Origin of the sequence: Oryzobacter telluris (assembly GCF_043099285.1) — a bacterium.
GTDB classification, from domain to species: domain Bacteria; phylum Actinomycetota; class Actinomycetes; order Actinomycetales; family Dermatophilaceae; genus Oryzobacter; species Oryzobacter telluris.
Window position 1 is genome coordinate 3,346,423 of sequence record NZ_CP170723.1, and the last position, 15,000, is coordinate 3,361,422.

Annotated in this window: 12 protein-coding genes; 2 read left to right on the forward strand and 10 right to left on the reverse strand. The window is 72.8% G+C overall.

Features of this window, described 5'->3' with window-relative positions; translation table 11 throughout:
* Positions 1 to 59 precede the first annotated feature (59 nt).
* Positions 60 to 653, forward strand: coding sequence for a GNAT family N-acetyltransferase (locus ACFLFB_RS15605; protein WP_392543087.1), 594 nt, complete (start codon positions 60 to 62; stop codon positions 651 to 653).
* 27 nt (positions 654 to 680) lie between these two features.
* Here ACFLFB_RS15605 and icmF read toward each other — a convergent pair whose 3' ends face one another.
* The 6 genes from icmF to ACFLFB_RS15635 all read right to left on the reverse strand — a co-directional run bounded on the left by icmF (position 681) and on the right by ACFLFB_RS15635 (position 9,998).
* On the reverse strand, positions 681 to 3,926 hold the full coding sequence (icmF, locus tag ACFLFB_RS15610; RefSeq protein ID WP_392543088.1) for a fused isobutyryl-CoA mutase/GTPase IcmF: 3,246 nt from the start codon (positions 3,924 to 3,926) through the stop codon (positions 681 to 683).
* A 93-nt stretch (positions 3,927 to 4,019) separates the two neighbouring features.
* Positions 4,020 to 5,039, reverse strand: a complete 1,020-nt coding sequence (locus ACFLFB_RS15615; RefSeq protein WP_392543089.1) for a hypothetical protein — start codon at positions 5,037 to 5,039, stop codon at positions 4,020 to 4,022.
* A complete protein-coding gene (gene aroQ, locus ACFLFB_RS15620) occupies positions 5,032 to 5,478 on the reverse strand; it encodes a type II 3-dehydroquinate dehydratase (protein WP_392543090.1) in 447 nt (148 codons plus the stop codon). Before aroQ ends, ACFLFB_RS15615 begins: the two co-directional genes overlap by 8 nt.
* A 140-nt stretch (positions 5,479 to 5,618) precedes the next feature.
* Positions 5,619 to 8,252, reverse strand: coding sequence for a DUF4153 domain-containing protein (locus tag ACFLFB_RS15625; RefSeq protein WP_392543091.1), 2,634 nt, complete (start codon positions 8,250 to 8,252; stop codon positions 5,619 to 5,621).
* Complete coding sequence (locus tag ACFLFB_RS15630; RefSeq protein WP_392543092.1) at positions 8,249 to 8,956, reverse strand: response regulator; 708 nt, start codon at positions 8,954 to 8,956, stop codon at positions 8,249 to 8,251. Before ACFLFB_RS15630 ends, ACFLFB_RS15625 begins: the two co-directional genes overlap by 4 nt.
* Positions 8,957 to 9,044: 88 nt before the next feature.
* Entirely contained in the window at positions 9,045 to 9,998 is a 954-nt protein-coding gene (locus ACFLFB_RS15635; RefSeq protein WP_392543093.1) for a GlxA family transcriptional regulator, read from the reverse strand.
* An 82-nt stretch (positions 9,999 to 10,080) separates the two neighbouring features.
* Between ACFLFB_RS15635 and ACFLFB_RS15640 the strand changes: the two genes are divergently transcribed.
* Positions 10,081 to 10,392: a hypothetical protein gene (locus tag ACFLFB_RS15640; RefSeq protein WP_392543094.1), complete on the forward strand. Its 312-nt coding sequence runs from the start codon at positions 10,081 to 10,083 to the stop codon at positions 10,390 to 10,392.
* Here ACFLFB_RS15640 and ACFLFB_RS15645 read toward each other — a convergent pair.
* Genes ACFLFB_RS15645 through ACFLFB_RS15660 form a run of 4 tightly spaced genes read right to left on the reverse strand, consistent with a single transcriptional unit; the run spans position 10,370 to position 14,868 of the window.
* The gene (locus tag ACFLFB_RS15645) at positions 10,370 to 11,050 is read right to left on the reverse strand and encodes an SRPBCC domain-containing protein (RefSeq protein ID WP_392543095.1); all 681 of its coding nucleotides are present in this window, start codon (positions 11,048 to 11,050) and stop codon (positions 10,370 to 10,372) included. The two genes, ACFLFB_RS15640 and ACFLFB_RS15645, sit on opposite strands and share 23 nt — an antisense overlap.
* A gap of 7 nt (positions 11,051 to 11,057) precedes the next feature.
* Complete coding sequence (locus tag ACFLFB_RS15650) at positions 11,058 to 11,906, reverse strand: FAD binding domain-containing protein (protein WP_392543096.1); 849 nt, start codon at positions 11,904 to 11,906, stop codon at positions 11,058 to 11,060.
* On the reverse strand, positions 11,903 to 14,380 hold the full coding sequence (locus ACFLFB_RS15655) for a xanthine dehydrogenase family protein molybdopterin-binding subunit (protein ID WP_392543097.1): 2,478 nt from the start codon (positions 14,378 to 14,380) through the stop codon (positions 11,903 to 11,905). Before ACFLFB_RS15655 ends, ACFLFB_RS15650 begins: the two co-directional genes overlap by 4 nt.
* A complete protein-coding gene (locus ACFLFB_RS15660; RefSeq protein WP_392543098.1) occupies positions 14,377 to 14,868 on the reverse strand; it encodes a (2Fe-2S)-binding protein in 492 nt (163 codons plus the stop codon). The genes ACFLFB_RS15655 and ACFLFB_RS15660 overlap by 4 nt, the downstream gene beginning before the upstream one ends.
* Between the last annotated feature and the right edge of the window lie 132 nt (positions 14,869 to 15,000).

A 15,000-nucleotide genomic window follows, 5' to 3' on the forward strand; every position in this document is an offset into this window, starting at 1 on the left:
GGTCACCCGGGTTTCGTGCTCGCCCCCGAACCGTCCGGACCCGCCGCTAGGGTCGCCCCGTGCCCGAGTTCACCTGGCGACCGGCCAGCGCCGCGACCGCCGACGACGTCGAGGCGGTCTTCGACACCGGGGGTGCCCGGAAGTGCCGCTGCCAGGCCTTGAAGGTCCCCGGCTGGATCTGGCGCGACACCACCCAGGACGAGCGGGACGCCGCGCTGCTGGAGCAGGCCGGCTGCGGCACCGACGGACCCACCTCCGGGCTCGTCGGGTACGTCGACGGCGAGCCGGCCGGCTGGGTCGCCGTCGAGCCGCGGGAGAGCTACCCGAGGATCTGGGCGCGCAAGCAGCCGTGGATGCGGATGGACCCCGAGGCCGAGGGCATCTGGTCGGTCACCTGCTTCGTGGTCCGCAAGGGGTTCCGCCGTCAGGGCCTGATGTACGAGCTCGCCGCCGCCACCGTCGAGTACGGCTCGCAGGTCGGCGCCCGCGTCCTCGAGGGCTACCCCACCGAGCCGCCGCCGGGGAAGACGGTGATCTGGGACGAGGCCTCGGTGGGCCTGCTCCAGGTCTTCCTCGACGCCGGGTACGAGGTGCACGCCTCGCCCACGCTGCGCCGCCGCGTGGTGCGCCTGCAGCTCACCGCGTCGCCCTGACCCGCCGGGCGTGACGCCCGGTCGACGTCAGACGTTGCGCCGGTACTGGCCGCCCACCTCGAAGAACGCCTCGGTGACCTGCTGCAGCGAGCACACCCGCGCGGCGTCCATGAGGACGGCGAAGACGTTCTCGCCGGCCGTCGCGGCCTCCTTGAGGCGGGCGAGCGCCTGCTCCGCCTCCTCGCGGTGCTCCTCGCGGTACGTGGTGACCCGAGCCAGCTGGCTCTCCTTCTCGGTCTCCGACGCGCGGGCGAGGACGACCTCGCGCGGGGACTCGCCCTCGTGCGGGTTGCGGAAGGTGTTGACGCCGACGATGGGCAGCGACCCGTCGTGCTTGCGGTGCTCGTAGAGCATCGACTCGTCCTGGATCCGACCGCGCTGGTAGCCGGTCTCCATCGCGCCGAGGACGCCACCGCGCTCGGAGATCCGGTCGAACTCGGCGAGCACCGCGGCCTCGACGAGGTCGGTGAGCTCGTCGACGACGAACGAGCCCTGCAGCGGGTTCTCGTTGACCGCGAGGCCCCACTCCTTGTTGATGATCATCTGGATGGCGAGGGCGCGGCGCACCGACTCCTCGCCGGGGGTCGTCACGGCCTCGTCGTAGGCGTTGGTGTGCAGGCTGTTGGCGTTGTCGTAGATCGCGACGAGCGCCTGCAGCGTGGTGCGGATGTCGTTGAAGTCCATCTCCTGCGCGTGCAGCGAGCGGCCGGACGTCTGCACGTGGTACTTCAGCTTCTGGCTGCGCTCGTTGGCGCCGTACTTCTCCTTCATCGCGACCGCCCAGATCCGGCGGGCGACGCGGCCGATGACCGTGTACTCGGGGTCCATGCCGTTGCTGAAGAAGAACGACAGGTTCGGCGCGAAGTCGTCGATGGCCATGCCGCGCGCGAGGTACGCCTCGACGTAGGTGAAGCCGTTGGCGAGGGTGAAGGCGAGCTGGCTGATGGGGTTCGCCCCGGCCTCGGCGATGTGGTACCCGCTGATCGACACCGAGTAGAAGTTGCGCACGCCCTGCGCGATGAACCACTCCTGGATGTCGGCCATCATCCGCAGCGAGAACTCGGTGGAGAACAGGCAGGTGTTCTGGCCCTGGTCCTCCTTGAGGATGTCGGCCTGCACCGTGCCGCGGACGACCTGCAGCGCCTTGGCGCGGACGTCGGCCGCCTCCTGGGCCGACGGCTGCCGCTCGTTCGCCTCGACCCACGCCTCGACCGCGCGGTCCATGACGGTGTTGAGGAAGAACGCGAGGATGGTCGGCGCCGGGCCGTTGATCGTCATCGAGACGCTCGTCGTGGGCGCCGTGAGGTCGAAGCCCGCGTAGAGCTCCTTCATGTCGTCCAGCGTCGCGACGGACACGCCGGACGTGCCGACCTTGCCGTAGATGTCGGGGCGGCGGTCGGGGTCGCGGCCGTAGAGGGTTACCGAGTCGAACGCCGTGGACAGGCGGGTGGCGGGCTGGCCCTCGGAGACGAGCTTGAAGCGCCGGTTGGTGCGGAAGGGGTCGCCCTCGCCCGCGAACATCCTGGCGGGGTCCTCGTTGTCCCGCTTGAACGGGAAGACGCCGGCGGTGAACGGGAAGTAACCCGGCAGGTTCTCGCGGCGCAGGAACGACACGAGGTCGCCGTCATCGCTGTAGCGGGGAAGCGAGACGCGGCGGATCCGGTTGCCGGACAGGGACTCTCGCACCAGCGAGGTGTGGATCTCCTTGTCGCGCACCGTGACCACCTGCTCGTCACCCGAGTACGCCTCGACGACCGACGACCAGCCGGCGAGCTGGCGGGCGACCGCGAGGGGCAGGTCGTCGCGTGCGGCGACGAGGAGGGCGTCGACCCCGGAGCGGTCGGAGCCCGCGCGCTCGAGCGCGGACCCCACCTCGGAGAGCCGCTGGACGCGGCGGGCGGCATCGGCCCAGCGCTCGGTCTCCTCGTGGAAGGCCCGCACCGTCTCGGAGATCTCCGACAGGTACCGGACCCGCGCGGGCGGGACGACCTGGCGCAGGACCGAGGAGTGGCGGACCGTGACGCGCGGCAGGGTGCCCTCGGACACCGGGAGCCCCTGGTCCGCGAGGAGCGTGCTGAGCTCCTGGTACAGGGCGGTGACCCCGTCGTCGTTGAAGGTGGCGGCGGAGGTGCCGAACACCGGCATGTCCTCGGGCTTCTTGCCGAAGGCCTCGCGGTTGCGGACCATCTGGCGGCCGACGTCGCGCAGGGCGTCCATGGCCCCGCGGCGCTCGAACTTGTTGATGGCCACGACGTCGGCGAAGTCGAGCATGTCGATCTTCTCGAGCTGGCTGGCGGCGCCGAACTCGGGCGTCATCACGTAGAGGTTGACGTCGGCGTACGAGGTGATGGCCGCGTCGCCCTGGCCGATGCCGGGGGTCTCGACGACGACGAGGTCGTAGCCGGCCGCCTTGAGGATGGTGATGACGTCCGGCAGCGCCTCGGGGACCTCGCGCCCGCCACGGGTGGCGAGCGAGCGGAAGTAGACGCGGTCGCCGTCGAGGCTGTTCATCCGGATGCGGTCGCCGAGCAGGGCCCCACCACCGCGGCGGCGGGTGGGGTCGATGGCGACGCAGGCGATGCGCAGCTTGTCCTGCTGGTCGACGCGCAGGCGGCGGACCAGCTCGTCGGTGAGGCTCGACTTGCCCGAGCCGCCGGTGCCGGTGATGCCGAGGACCGGCACCGTGCGACCGGCGGCCGCGCGCTCGAGCTCGGCGCGCATCTCGTCGCCGATGTGGCCGGTCTCGGCAGCGGTCAGCGCGCGGGCGACGGCCGAGCGCTCCCCTGCCAGGACGGCGGCGACCGTGGTGGGCTGCTCGTCCCAGAGGTCGCGGTCGCACGCGGCGATGACCTGGTTGACCATGCCCGGCAGGCCGAGGCGCTGGCCGTCCTCCGGGCTGAAGATCGTGACGCCGGCCTCGCGCAGCCGGGCGATCTCCTCCGGCACGATGACGCCACCGCCACCACCGACGACCGTGACGTGCCCGGCCCCGGCCTCGCGCAGGAGCTGGACGAGGTACTCGAAGTACTCGACGTGCCCGCCCTGGTACGAGGAGACCGCGACGCCCTGCGCGTCCTCCTCGACCGCCGCGTCGACGACCTCCTGCACGGAACGGTTGTGCCCGAGGTGGACGACCTCGGCCCCCTGGCTCTGCATGATCCGCCGCATGATGTTGATCGAGGCGTCGTGACCGTCGAACAGGGCCGAGGCCGAGACGATGCGGACGGGGTGCTCGGGCACGTGGAGGTCGGGGCGGGTCGGCTGCGCGGCCATGGGTGGGGTCCCTTCGGGTGGCGTTCCTCGAAATACTAGGACGTCCTAGTAGTTACTCGGAAGTTCGTGACGGGGCACCTGCGTCACACCCGGTCAGCGGGCGACGGCGGAGGCGTACGGGTCGACGGCCGCGGCATCGAGGAGCCACTCGGCCACCGTGCGCAGGAACGGGCCCTCCACGCACGACACCGGCACGTCGGCCTGGAGGCGGCGCCAGGACTCGGCACGGTGCAGGCAGGACAGGCGGTCGGCTGCGGGGAGGAGCGCCACGAGCTCGTCGCGCTCGGCCAGGTCGGTCCACGGGTCGAGGAACGCGTCCACGGTGCGGGCGACGTCGGGGTGCTCCTGGTCGAGGTCGAAGCGGGTCCGCATGATCCACAGCGGGATGCGCGCGGTGGTCAGCGGATGGGTCCACAGCGCGTCGCCGAGGTCGATGAAGGCCGCGCCGCCGTTGTTCCGGAAGGCGTTGCCGAGGTGGAGGTCGTTGTGCTGGAGCGCGTCGGGCAGCGCGCTCGCCGCGAGCTCGCCGGCGGCGTCGTGGATCCGGCCGAGGCCGTCGCGCACCGCGGCGGCCTCGTCGCCGGAGAGGCGGCGCTCGTCGTCCTCGGGGAGTGCCCGCAGCTCGGCGAGCAGCCCCTCGACCCAGGCGACGACGCCATCCGGCTCGCGGGGGAACCGGGGCAGCCCGGTGGTGAGCAGCTCGTCCTCGTGGCCGGCGAGGGCCCGCTGGGTGCGCGCGTAGTCGGCGACGACGGCCACCCAGTCCTCGACGGGCGGGGGCGTCTCGTCGTGCCACATGGGCAGGCCGAGGTCGGCGGTCGCGAGCCAGCCGCGCTCCTCCTCCACGGCGACGACCGGAGCCACGGCGCCCGGTGCCAGCCGGTCGACCACCGCCACGAGCCGCGCCTCGAAGCCCTGCGAGGGCGCGTTCTCCTTGACCCACACCCGTCCGGCGTCGGTCTCGACGTGGAGCACGGTGGACCAGAACCGGACCCGCTCCTGGACGAGTGGCCCGGTCACCCGGCGGCCGGCGTCCTCCAGCGCGGGGAGCAGCCAGGCCTCGAGCCCGGCCCGCCACTCCTCGCTGCGCCAGAGCGCCGGCAGGTCACGCACCGGAGCGCTGACCGGCGACCCACTCCACGGCCTCCGCGTACCCCTGCACGCCGTGGCCGATGACGTGGTGGTCGCAGACGTCGGTGAGATAGCTGTGGTGGCGGAACTCCTCGCGCGCGTGGATGTCGCTGATGTGCACCTCGACCCGCGGGACGCGGCAGGCCGAGAGGGCGTCACGCAGGGCGACCGAGGTGTGGGTGTAGCCGGCCGCGTTGATGATGATGCCCGCCGCCACGGCGCGCCCCTCCTGCACCCAGTCGACGAGGGTTCCCTCGTGGTTGCTCTGCCGGAAGTCGACGGTGAGGCCGTGCCGACCCGCGGCCTCGACGCACAGGGCCTCGACGTCGGCGAGGGTCGCGTGGCCGTAGACCTCGGGCTCGCGCTCGCCGAGCAGGTTGAGGTTGGGCCCGTTGAGCACGAGCACCGTGCGGTCGTCCATGTCCGGGAGTATGCCGTGGCGCGGCGTCAGCGGGCCTCGGGATTTCGGGTGGCGACGATCTGCGGGGATGGCGGTGCGTTCGCACCGCCATCCCCGCAGGTGGACCCGAGTCGACCGGGTGGACCAGAGCCCGGAGGGACTCAGCGGGGGCGGTACTCCTCGACGACGACGGACGAGCACCCGGTCGAGGCGACCGGAAGGCCCTTCACGGCGGCGACGGCGCGGGAGCGGCCGAGGTTCCACCCGAGGAGGTCGTCGTCCTTGCCGGTGCCCTCGAACCCGCGTCCCGGGTCGGCGACGCAGCGCGCGATGTCGCGGGGCAGCCGCTCCGCGAGCACCGGCGTGGCGTCGGCGCTGAGCGTCGACAGGTAGAGGGTGTCGAGCGGCTTGCCCGCCTCGAAGCGGTCGATGTTGCGGTCGGCCACCCAGCCGTCGGGGTTCATCGCGGCGAACCCGAGGGCGAAGACCGCCGCCGAGACGAGGACGGCCCGCGGGATCCACGACCCGCGCAGCCGCACGACTCCGGCGAGGAGGAAGGCCACGACGAGCCCCAGCCACAGCTCGAAGCCGTCGACGAAGACGCGCAGCACGGTGTACCCGTACGCCTCCTGGTACAGCGACATCCGGTACAGGGCGCTCGCCACGACGGCGAGGGTGAGGACGCACAGGACCCCGAGGAGCAGCCGCAGCAGCAGCCCGTCGCGCGCCGACTCGCGCCGCGCGACCCGCATCGTCAGGGCGACGACGACCACCGTGAGGAAGGTGGCGGCGGTGAGCTGGCCGAAGCCCTGGTGGACGTACTCGGCGTAGGTGAGCCCGGTGGTCTCGCGCAGGTACGTGTGACCACCCCACATCGCCGCGGCCTGGGCGACGAGGAAGCCGGCGAACAGGGCGACGACGATCCCGACCGGCACCGCCCACTCCCACGGACGGCTCGCCCGGCGCGACGCCGGGAGCGCGGCGTCGGCGGTGGCCGGCGGGTTGAGCGCGAGGTAGGCGCCGGTGAGCACAACCCCGGCGACGAGGACCAGCACGAAGGTGCGCATGACGATGGTGTCCCAGCCCAGGTCGGGGACCACCGCCTCCGCCCAGGTGCCGAACACGGCGTCGCCGGAGGCGAACAGGCCACCGAACACCGCGAGGACGACGAGCGAGAAGCCGACCGTGCGCAGCACCGGCCACAGCACGCGCATCCGGCTCGTGGTCGTGATGGTGCGGCCGAGGAGCGGGAGCCCGCGCAGCGCGGACAGGGGCCACGCCATCACGGCCAGCGGGACGGCGAGCACGGTGCGGGCGCGGGTGAGCCCGGCGGCCGCGACGACGACGGCGACGAGCACCGCGAGGACGACGACCCCGCCGGCGTCGCGCAGGGCGGTCACCGACACGAGCAGCGCGGCGGCCACCGCGCAGGCGATGGTGAAGGTGGTGCGGCGGAAGCGGGCGACGCTCCACATGAGGTAGCCGGCCCCGAGCATCGTCGCGGTCACGGCGATCCCGACGTTGCGCTCGGGCCAGGTGACCGACGCCCAGGCGCCGATCCCGAGGGCGGCCAGGACGACGCCGGGGCGCGGGCGACCGTCGGCCTCGGGCCACGGGCTCCCCGCGCCGAGGAAGCCGCCGCCGTCGCCGCGGGCGTAGGGGTTCTGCGGGCCGGGCGCGTCGGGGGCCAGCGGGGCGGGAGCAGCCGGGGCGGGTGGCGGCGCGGGCGCGGGGTCCGGGGTCAGGGTGGTCATGGCGCGCTCCTCCTGGAGGTGGGTGGGCCGCGTGGCACGGGCCCGTCGGGGCAGGACGGCGCGCAGCAGGGCGCCGGTGGTGTCGGGGGGCGTGGGGACGGCGGAGACCTCACCGCCGTGGAGCTCGGCGACCCAGCGGGCGATGGCCAGGCCCAGGCCCGTGCCACCCGAGGCGTCGTCACCCGAGCCGAAGCGCTCGAAGACCCGTTCGGCCCGGTCGGCCGGGATGCCGGGTCCCTCGTCGCGGACCTCGAGGACCCAGCGGGTGTCGTCGAGGCCGCGGGCGGTGAGCAGCACCTCTCCCCCGGCGGGGCTGTGCCGCACCGCGTTGTCGACGAGGTTCGCGACGAGCTGGGCCAGGCGTCCGGGGTCGGCCTGCACCACGAGGTCGGCGGGCTCGACGACGTCGCGCACGCGCACCGGCCGCCCGTCGACGGACGCCTCGGCCACGGCGGCGCGCAGCAGGCCCGCGACCTTCACCTCGGCGAGGCGCAGCGGTGCGGCACCCGCGTCGATCCGGGAGAGGTCGAGCAGGTCGGTGACGAGGGCGCTGAGCCGCTCGGACTGGGCGAGCGCACCGCGCAGGGCAGCGTCGTCGGGACGGACCACGCCGTCGACGAGGTTCTCCAGCAGGGCCCGCTGGGCGGTGAGCGGCGTCCTCAGCTCGTGCGAGACGGTGGCGACGAGCTGGCGGCGCTGCTGGTCGGCGGAGGCGAGGTCGGCGGCCATCGCGTTGAAGGTGCGGCCCAGCTCGCCGACCTCGTCGGTGGAGGACGCCCGCACCCGCTGGCCGTAGTCGCCGGCCGCCATGGCCTGCGCGGCCGCGGTCATCTCGCGCAGCGGGGACGTCATCCCGCGGGCCAGCCACTGGGTCACGGCCAGGGCCCCGACCACCGTCACGGGCACGCTGAGCCACAGCGGGACCCGGCCGCCGTCGGCGACCTCCGCGATGGTGACGGCGACGAGCACGCTGATCCCCACGAGCAGGCCGAGCTTGACCTTGATCGAGCCGACCCCGTCGAGCGGGCGGTCGGTGTTCACGCGCCGACCTCCAGCGCGTAGCCGACCCCGTGCACGGTGCGAACCCGGTCGGCGCCGATCTTCGCGCGCAGCGCCTTGACGTGGCTGTCGAGGGTGCGGGTGCCCGAGGCGTCACCCCAGCCCCACACCTCGCGCATCAGCACCTCGCGGGTGCGCACCGTGCCGGGCTCGGTCGCCAGCGCGCAGAGGAGGTCGAACTCCAGCGGCGTGAGGTGCACGACCTCACCCCCGACGGCGACCCGTCGGGTGCGGACGTCGATGACGAGGCCGGCGGCGTCGAGGTGGGCCGGGACGTCGGAGGCCGCGAGCGCCTCGGCCCGCTCGACCCGCCGCAGCAGGGCGCGCACCCGCGCCACGACCTCCCGCATCGAGAACGGCTTGGTGACGTAGTCGTCGGCGCCGACCCCGAGGCCGACGAGCAGGTCCGTCTCGTCGTCGCGGGCCGTGAGCATGAGGACGGGGACGGGCCGCAGCGCCTGGATGCGACGGCACACCTCGAGCCCGTCGAAGCCGGGGAGCATGACGTCGAGGACGACGAGGTCCGGGGCGTGCGCCTCGAAGGCCGCCACGGCGGCCGGCCCGTCGTGCGCCTGCACCGTGCGGAGGCCCTCGGCGCGCAGCCGGTCGGTGACGGCCTGGTTGATCGTCGGCTCGTCCTCGACCACCAGCACGGTGCGGGCGTCGTCGCTCGTCCCCTCGGTCATGCTGCTAGCGTAGGACGGGCGGGCTGGAGCCCGTGGGGCCTCCGTGTGGAGATCGTGTGAAGGTCGGCGCCGGGCGCGTCCGGGCTGGTCAGGCCGAGACGCGGTGCTGCGCGCGGAACGCCGACGGGCTGATGCCGGTGCACTTGGCGAAGTGGTGGCGCAGCAGGGCCGCCGAGCCGAAGCCGGCGTCGCGCGCGACCTCCTCCATCGACAGGTCCGAGGACTCGAGCAGCTGGCGGGCCCGCAGCACGCGCTGGTCGGTGAGCCACTGGTGCGGCGTCGTGCCCGTCTCGGCGACGAAGCGGCGCGCGAAGGTCCGCGACGACATCGTGGCGCGGGCGGCGAGGTCGTCGACGGTGAAGGCCCGGTCGAGGTGCTCGAGCATCCACTGGAGCACCGGGCCCAGGCTCTCGGCGTCGCAGGTGGGGACCGGTCGCTCGACGTACTGGCGCTGGCCGCCGTCGCGGTGGGGCGGCACGACCATCCGGCGCGAGATCGTCGCGGCCACCGACGCCCCGAGCTCGGTGCGGACCAGGTGCAGGGCGGCATCGATGCCGGCCGCGGTGCCGGCGCTGGTGATGATGTTGCCGTCGCGGACGTAGAGGACGTCGGGGTCGACCCTGGCCGCGGGGTGGAGCTCGGCCAGCTCGGCCGCGTGCCGCCAGTGCGTGGTGCAGGAACGGCCGTCGAGGATGCCGGCGGCACCCAGGCTGAACGCGCCCGAGCACACCGACATGATCCAGGCGCCGCGCTCGTGGGCCGCACGCAGGGCCTCGACGACCGCGGGAGTGGGGGTCCAGGCCGACGGCGAGGCGGGGACGGCGACGAGGTCGGCGTCGAGGGTGGCGTCGAGGCGGTGGGCGGCGCTCACCGTGGTGCCGTTGCGGGCGTCGAGGGGGCGGGCCTCCTCCGAGCAGACGCGGTAGTCGAACGCCGGGACGCCCTCGTCGGTGCGGTCGATGCCGAAGACCTCGGCGAGGACCCCGTACTCGAAGAGCGCGACGGGCTCCTGGAGCAGGACGGCGACGGAGCGGAGGGCCATGCCGCCAGTATGGCAGTTATTTGTGGGTCACTGTCAATCCTGCCACTGGTGGCAGTTCATGGTTGACCATCAAACTAGTGCCATGTTCACGAACGAGATCCTGGAGACGGTCCTCACCGCCGCTGCTGCCGGAGCCCTCCTGGCCCCGGTCGTCACGCTCATGGAGCGAACCCACCGCCGGATGTCCGCCGACAACGGTGGCCGCATCACCTGGTTCACCGACGCCCGCGACGCCGACGCCCGCCGCATCCGCGACGAGCTGCGGGCCCGTGCCGGCGAGGAGCCGACGGCCCGCACCACGTCCCGCACGACGACGGCCCCCGCCGCGGGGTCGCGTCGGGAGCCGTCGAGGTCGCACGGGGTCCGCAGCGTCAGGACCCGCCACGCCCGATGAGCCAGCCGAGGACGAGCCCGACCACCCCGGCGGCCACGTAGCCGCCGTAGGTGCGGGCGAGCACCGGCAGGACCGCGGACCCGAGGTCGAGGGAGTCGTCCTGCTCCACGACCCGGGGCGACGGGACGACCGTCGGCCTCGGGCGTGCGGCCGGAAGGGGCGTGGGGACCGCAGCGGTCGCCGCGCCCCCCGGCTCGGGCACAGGCTCGGGCTCGGCCGGGCCGAGCTTGCCCTCGATGCACCCGACGAACTGCTGGAGCAGCTTGTCGGACACGTCCTGCATCACGCCGCGGCCGAACTGGGCCGGCTTGCCGGTGACCTGGAGGTCGGTGGTCACGTCGACCGCCGTGCCCGTGCCGCTCGGCGCGAGCGCGATGGTGACCGTGGCCCCGGCCGTGCCGTTGCCGCGCTTGTCCTTGCCCTTGGCCTCGATGACCGCGCGGTGCGCCGTGTCGTCACGCTCGACGAACGTGCCGGTGCCCGCGTACTGCAGGGCGATCGGCCCGAGCTTGACCTTGACGGTGCCCGCGAAGCCGTCGTCGGACGCCTCGGTGACCGTGGCCCCCGGGAAGCAGGAGCCCACGAGCTCGAGGTCCATGAAGGTCGCCCACGTGGTGTCGACGTCGGCGGGGACGGTGAACGAGTGCGCCAGCTCCATGGGCGCCTCAGCCGCCGAGCGCAGTGGTCACGGCACGACGGGTGAGGACCCCGGCGAGGTGCCGCCGGTAGTCGGCGTCACCGTTGAGGTCGCTCGGCGGGTTGGTCCCGTCGGCGGCCGACGCGCAGGCGTCACCGATGTCGGACGCGGAGCGACCCACGAGGGCCTCCTCCACCGACCGGGCCCGCAGGGGCGTGGACCCCATGTTGGTCAGCCCGATCCGGGCCTCGGCGATGGTGCCGCCCTCGACCCGCAGCGCCGCCGCCACGGCGACGATCGACCACTGGTGCGAGACCCGGACGAACTTCTCGTAGTGCGACACCCAGTCGGTGTGCTTGGGGATGCGGATGGCGGTGAGCAGCTCGCCCTCACCGACGGCCGTCTCGAACAGGTCCTGGAAGAAGTCGGCCGCCGCGACGGTCCGCTCCCCTCCCTGGCCCCTGATGACGAGCTCGGCGTCGAGCGCGAGGACCGGCGCCCCGACGTCGCCCGCGGGGTCGGCGTGCACGAGCGCCCCGCCCACGGTGCCGCGGTGGCGGATCTGCGGGTCGGCGACCTCCTCGACCGCCTGGGCCAGCAGGGCCGCGTGGAGCCGCACGAGCGGGTCCTTGACGACCTCGCTGTACGGTGCCATCGCCCCGATGACGATGGCGTCGCCCTCCTCGCGGATGCCGCGCAGCTCCTCGATCCGGCCGAGGTCGACGACCTTCTCGGGTGCGTTGAGGCGCATCCGCAGGATGGGCAGCAGGCTCTGGCCGCCGGCCATCACCTTGGCGTCGTCACCGGCCTCGGCGAGCGCCGCGAGGGCGTCGTCGATGCTCGTGGGGGCCACGTAGTCGAATGCCGCGGGGATCACTGTGCCGCTCCGTCCGTCGCGCCTGCGCTGGGGTCCTGGTTGGGCGCGTCCTCCGCGAAGTGCGGCTGCGCCTCCTCGGTGACCGCGCCGGAGTGGGCCCCGGCGGTCTGGATGGCCTTCCACACCCGTTCGGGCGTGCACGGCATCTGGATGTCGTTGATGCCGAGGTGCCGCACGGCATCGACGATGGCGTTGACGACCGCCGGCGTGGAGGCGATGCAGCCGGCCTCGCCGACGCCCTTGGTGCCGAGCGTGTTCGTCGTCGACGGCGAGACGGTGTTGGCGGTCTGCATCGAGATCGTGTCGGCGGTGGTCGGCAGGGTGTAGTCGACGAACGAGCCGGAGACGAGGGTGCCCGACTCGTCGTGCACCGCCTCCTCCCACAGCGCCTGGGCGATGCCCTGGACGATGCCGCCGTGCACCTGGCCCTCGACGATGAGCGGGTTGACGATGTTCCCGATGTCGTCGACGGAGACGTACTTGCGCAGGGTCACCTTGCCGGTCTCGGTGTCGACCTCGGCCGCGCACAGGTGGGTGCCGTGCGGGAAGGAGAAGTTGACCGGGTCGTAGGTGGCGTCGGAGTCCAGGCTCGGCTCGGTGCCGTCGGGCAGGTCGTGCCCGGCGAAGGTCGCCCAGACGACCTCGGCCATCGCCTTGCCGTTGTCGGTGCCGCGCACCGAGAACGTGCCGTCCTTGAACTCGATGTCGTCGACGCTGGCCTCGAGCATGTGCGCGGCGATGGGCCGGGCCTTCTCGATGACCTTGTCGGCGGCCCGGATCAGTGCCTCGCCACCGACGACGAGCGAGCGGCTGCCGTAGGTGTCCAGGCCCTTGGGGGCCACCTGGGTGTCGCCGTGGAGGACCTCGACGTCGTCGAAGGGCACGCCCAGGCGGTCGGCGATGATCTGGCTCCAGGCGGTCTCGTGGCCCTGGCCGTGGGCGCTGGAGCCCGTGACGACCTCGACCTTGCCGGTGGGCAGCATCCGCACCGACGCGTGCTCCCAGCCGCCGGCCGCGTACGACAGGCTGCCGAGGACGCGGCTCGGGGCGAGGCCGCACATCTCGGTGAAGGTGGAGATGCCCAGGCCCAGCTGCACGGTGTCGCCGGACTCGCGGCGCTGCTTCTGCTCGGCGCGCAGCCCGTCGTAGTCGAACATCTCCTTCGCCATGGCCGTGGCCGCCTCGTAGTTGCCCGAGTCGTACTCGAGCCCGCAGACGCTGGTGAAGGGGAACTCCTCGTGCTTGATCCAGTTCTTCTCCCGGATCTCGAGGGGGTCGACCCCGACCTCCACGGCCAGCTCGTCCATGAGCCGCTCGATGGCGTAGGTCGCCTCGGGACGGCCGGCGCCGCGGTAGGCGTCGGTCCACGTCTTGTTGGTGAAGACGTTGGTGCAGTTGAACTGGTACGCGGGGAACTTGTAGATCGCGTTGAACATGAACGCGCCGAGGATCGGCACGCCGGGGGTGACGAGGCCGAGGTAGGCGCCCATGTCGGCGAGGAGGTCGACCTTGAGGCCGGTGACCGTGCCGTCCTTGGTGGCGGACAGGGTCAGCTTCTGCCACTGGTCGCGGCCGTGGTGCGCCGACAGCAGGGACTCGCTGCGGGTCTCGGTCCACTTGCAGGGCTTGCCCAGGCGGGTGGCGACGAGGGTGGTGATGTTCTCCTCGGGCGTGTACTGGAGCTTGCCGCCGAAGCCGCCGCCGACGTCCGGGGCGATGACGCGGACCTTGGACTCGGGGATGCCGAGGACGGCCGCGGTGAAGATCCGCACGAAGTGCGGCACCTGGGTCGCCGACCAGATGGTCGTCTGCTCACCCGTGGGGTCGCAGACCACCGAGCGCGGCTCCATGAACGAGGGGATGAGGCGCTGCTGGCGGTACTCGCGCTCGATGACGATGCCGTCGGAGCGGGCGGCGGAGATCGCGTCGTCGACGCTGCTGCCGGTGCCCGCCGTGGCGGAGTCGAACTGCCAGAAGGCGCTCTTGTTCGTCCCGAGGTCGGGGTGGGCCAGCGTCTCGTCGGCGGCGGACCTCCGCAGGTCCAGGGCCGCGGGCAGCTGGTCGTAGTCGACGTCGACGAGCTCGGCGGCGTCGCGGGCGGCGGCCGCGGTGCGGGCCGCGACGACGGCGACGATCTCGCCGGCGAACGCGACGCGGTCGACGGCGATGGACGGGTGGGCCGGGGCCTTCTGGTCGGGCGTGATCGGCCAGGCGCAGGGCAGCGCGCCCTGGGCGTCGGCGACGTCGGCACCGCTGAGGACGGTGACGACCCCGGGGCTGGCCTTGGCCGCCTCGAGGTCGACGTTGGTGATGGTCGCGTGCGCGAACGGGCTGCGCACCATCACGAGGTGGAGCATCCCGGGGAGGGTGATGTTGTCGGTCCAGCGGGTGCGACCGGTGATGAGGCGCTGGTCCTCCTTGCGCTTGCGGGAGGAACCGACCTCCTGGGCCGGGCGGTCGTCGACGGCGGTCATCGGGCCTCGCTCCCCTGAGTCTCGGGCACCTTGGCGCTCGCGCATGCCGCGACCGCCTTGACGATGTTGTGGTAGCCCGTGCACCGACAGAGGTTCCCCTCGAGGCCGAGGCGGATCTCCTCCTCGGTGGGGTTCGGGTTGTCGTTGAGGACGTCGATGGCCTGCATGATCATCCCCGGCGTGCAGTAGCCGCACTGCAGGGCGTGGTTGTCGTGGAAGGCCTGCTGCATCGGGTGCAGCTCACCGTGCGGGGCGATGCCCTCGATGGTGGTGACCTCGTGCCCGTCGGCCTGGACGGCCAGGACGTTGCAGGACTTCACGCTGCGCCCGTCGAGGTGGACGGTGCACGCGCCGCAGTTGCTGGTGTCGCAGCCGACGACGGTTCCCACCTTCCCGACGACTTCTCGCAGGTAGTGGACGAGCAGCATGCGCGGTTCGACGTCGTCGGAGCACGCAACTCCGTCGACAGTGACGTTGACCCGAGTCATCGTTGACTCCATTTCGCAGGTGGACCGTGTCGTGCTCGTGATCCTCACCCGAAGTGAGCCGCATCACAAGGGCTGTCGAACGACATCCCCGGCCCACATTGCGGAACTGCGCTTTCCCGACAGGAAAACCGT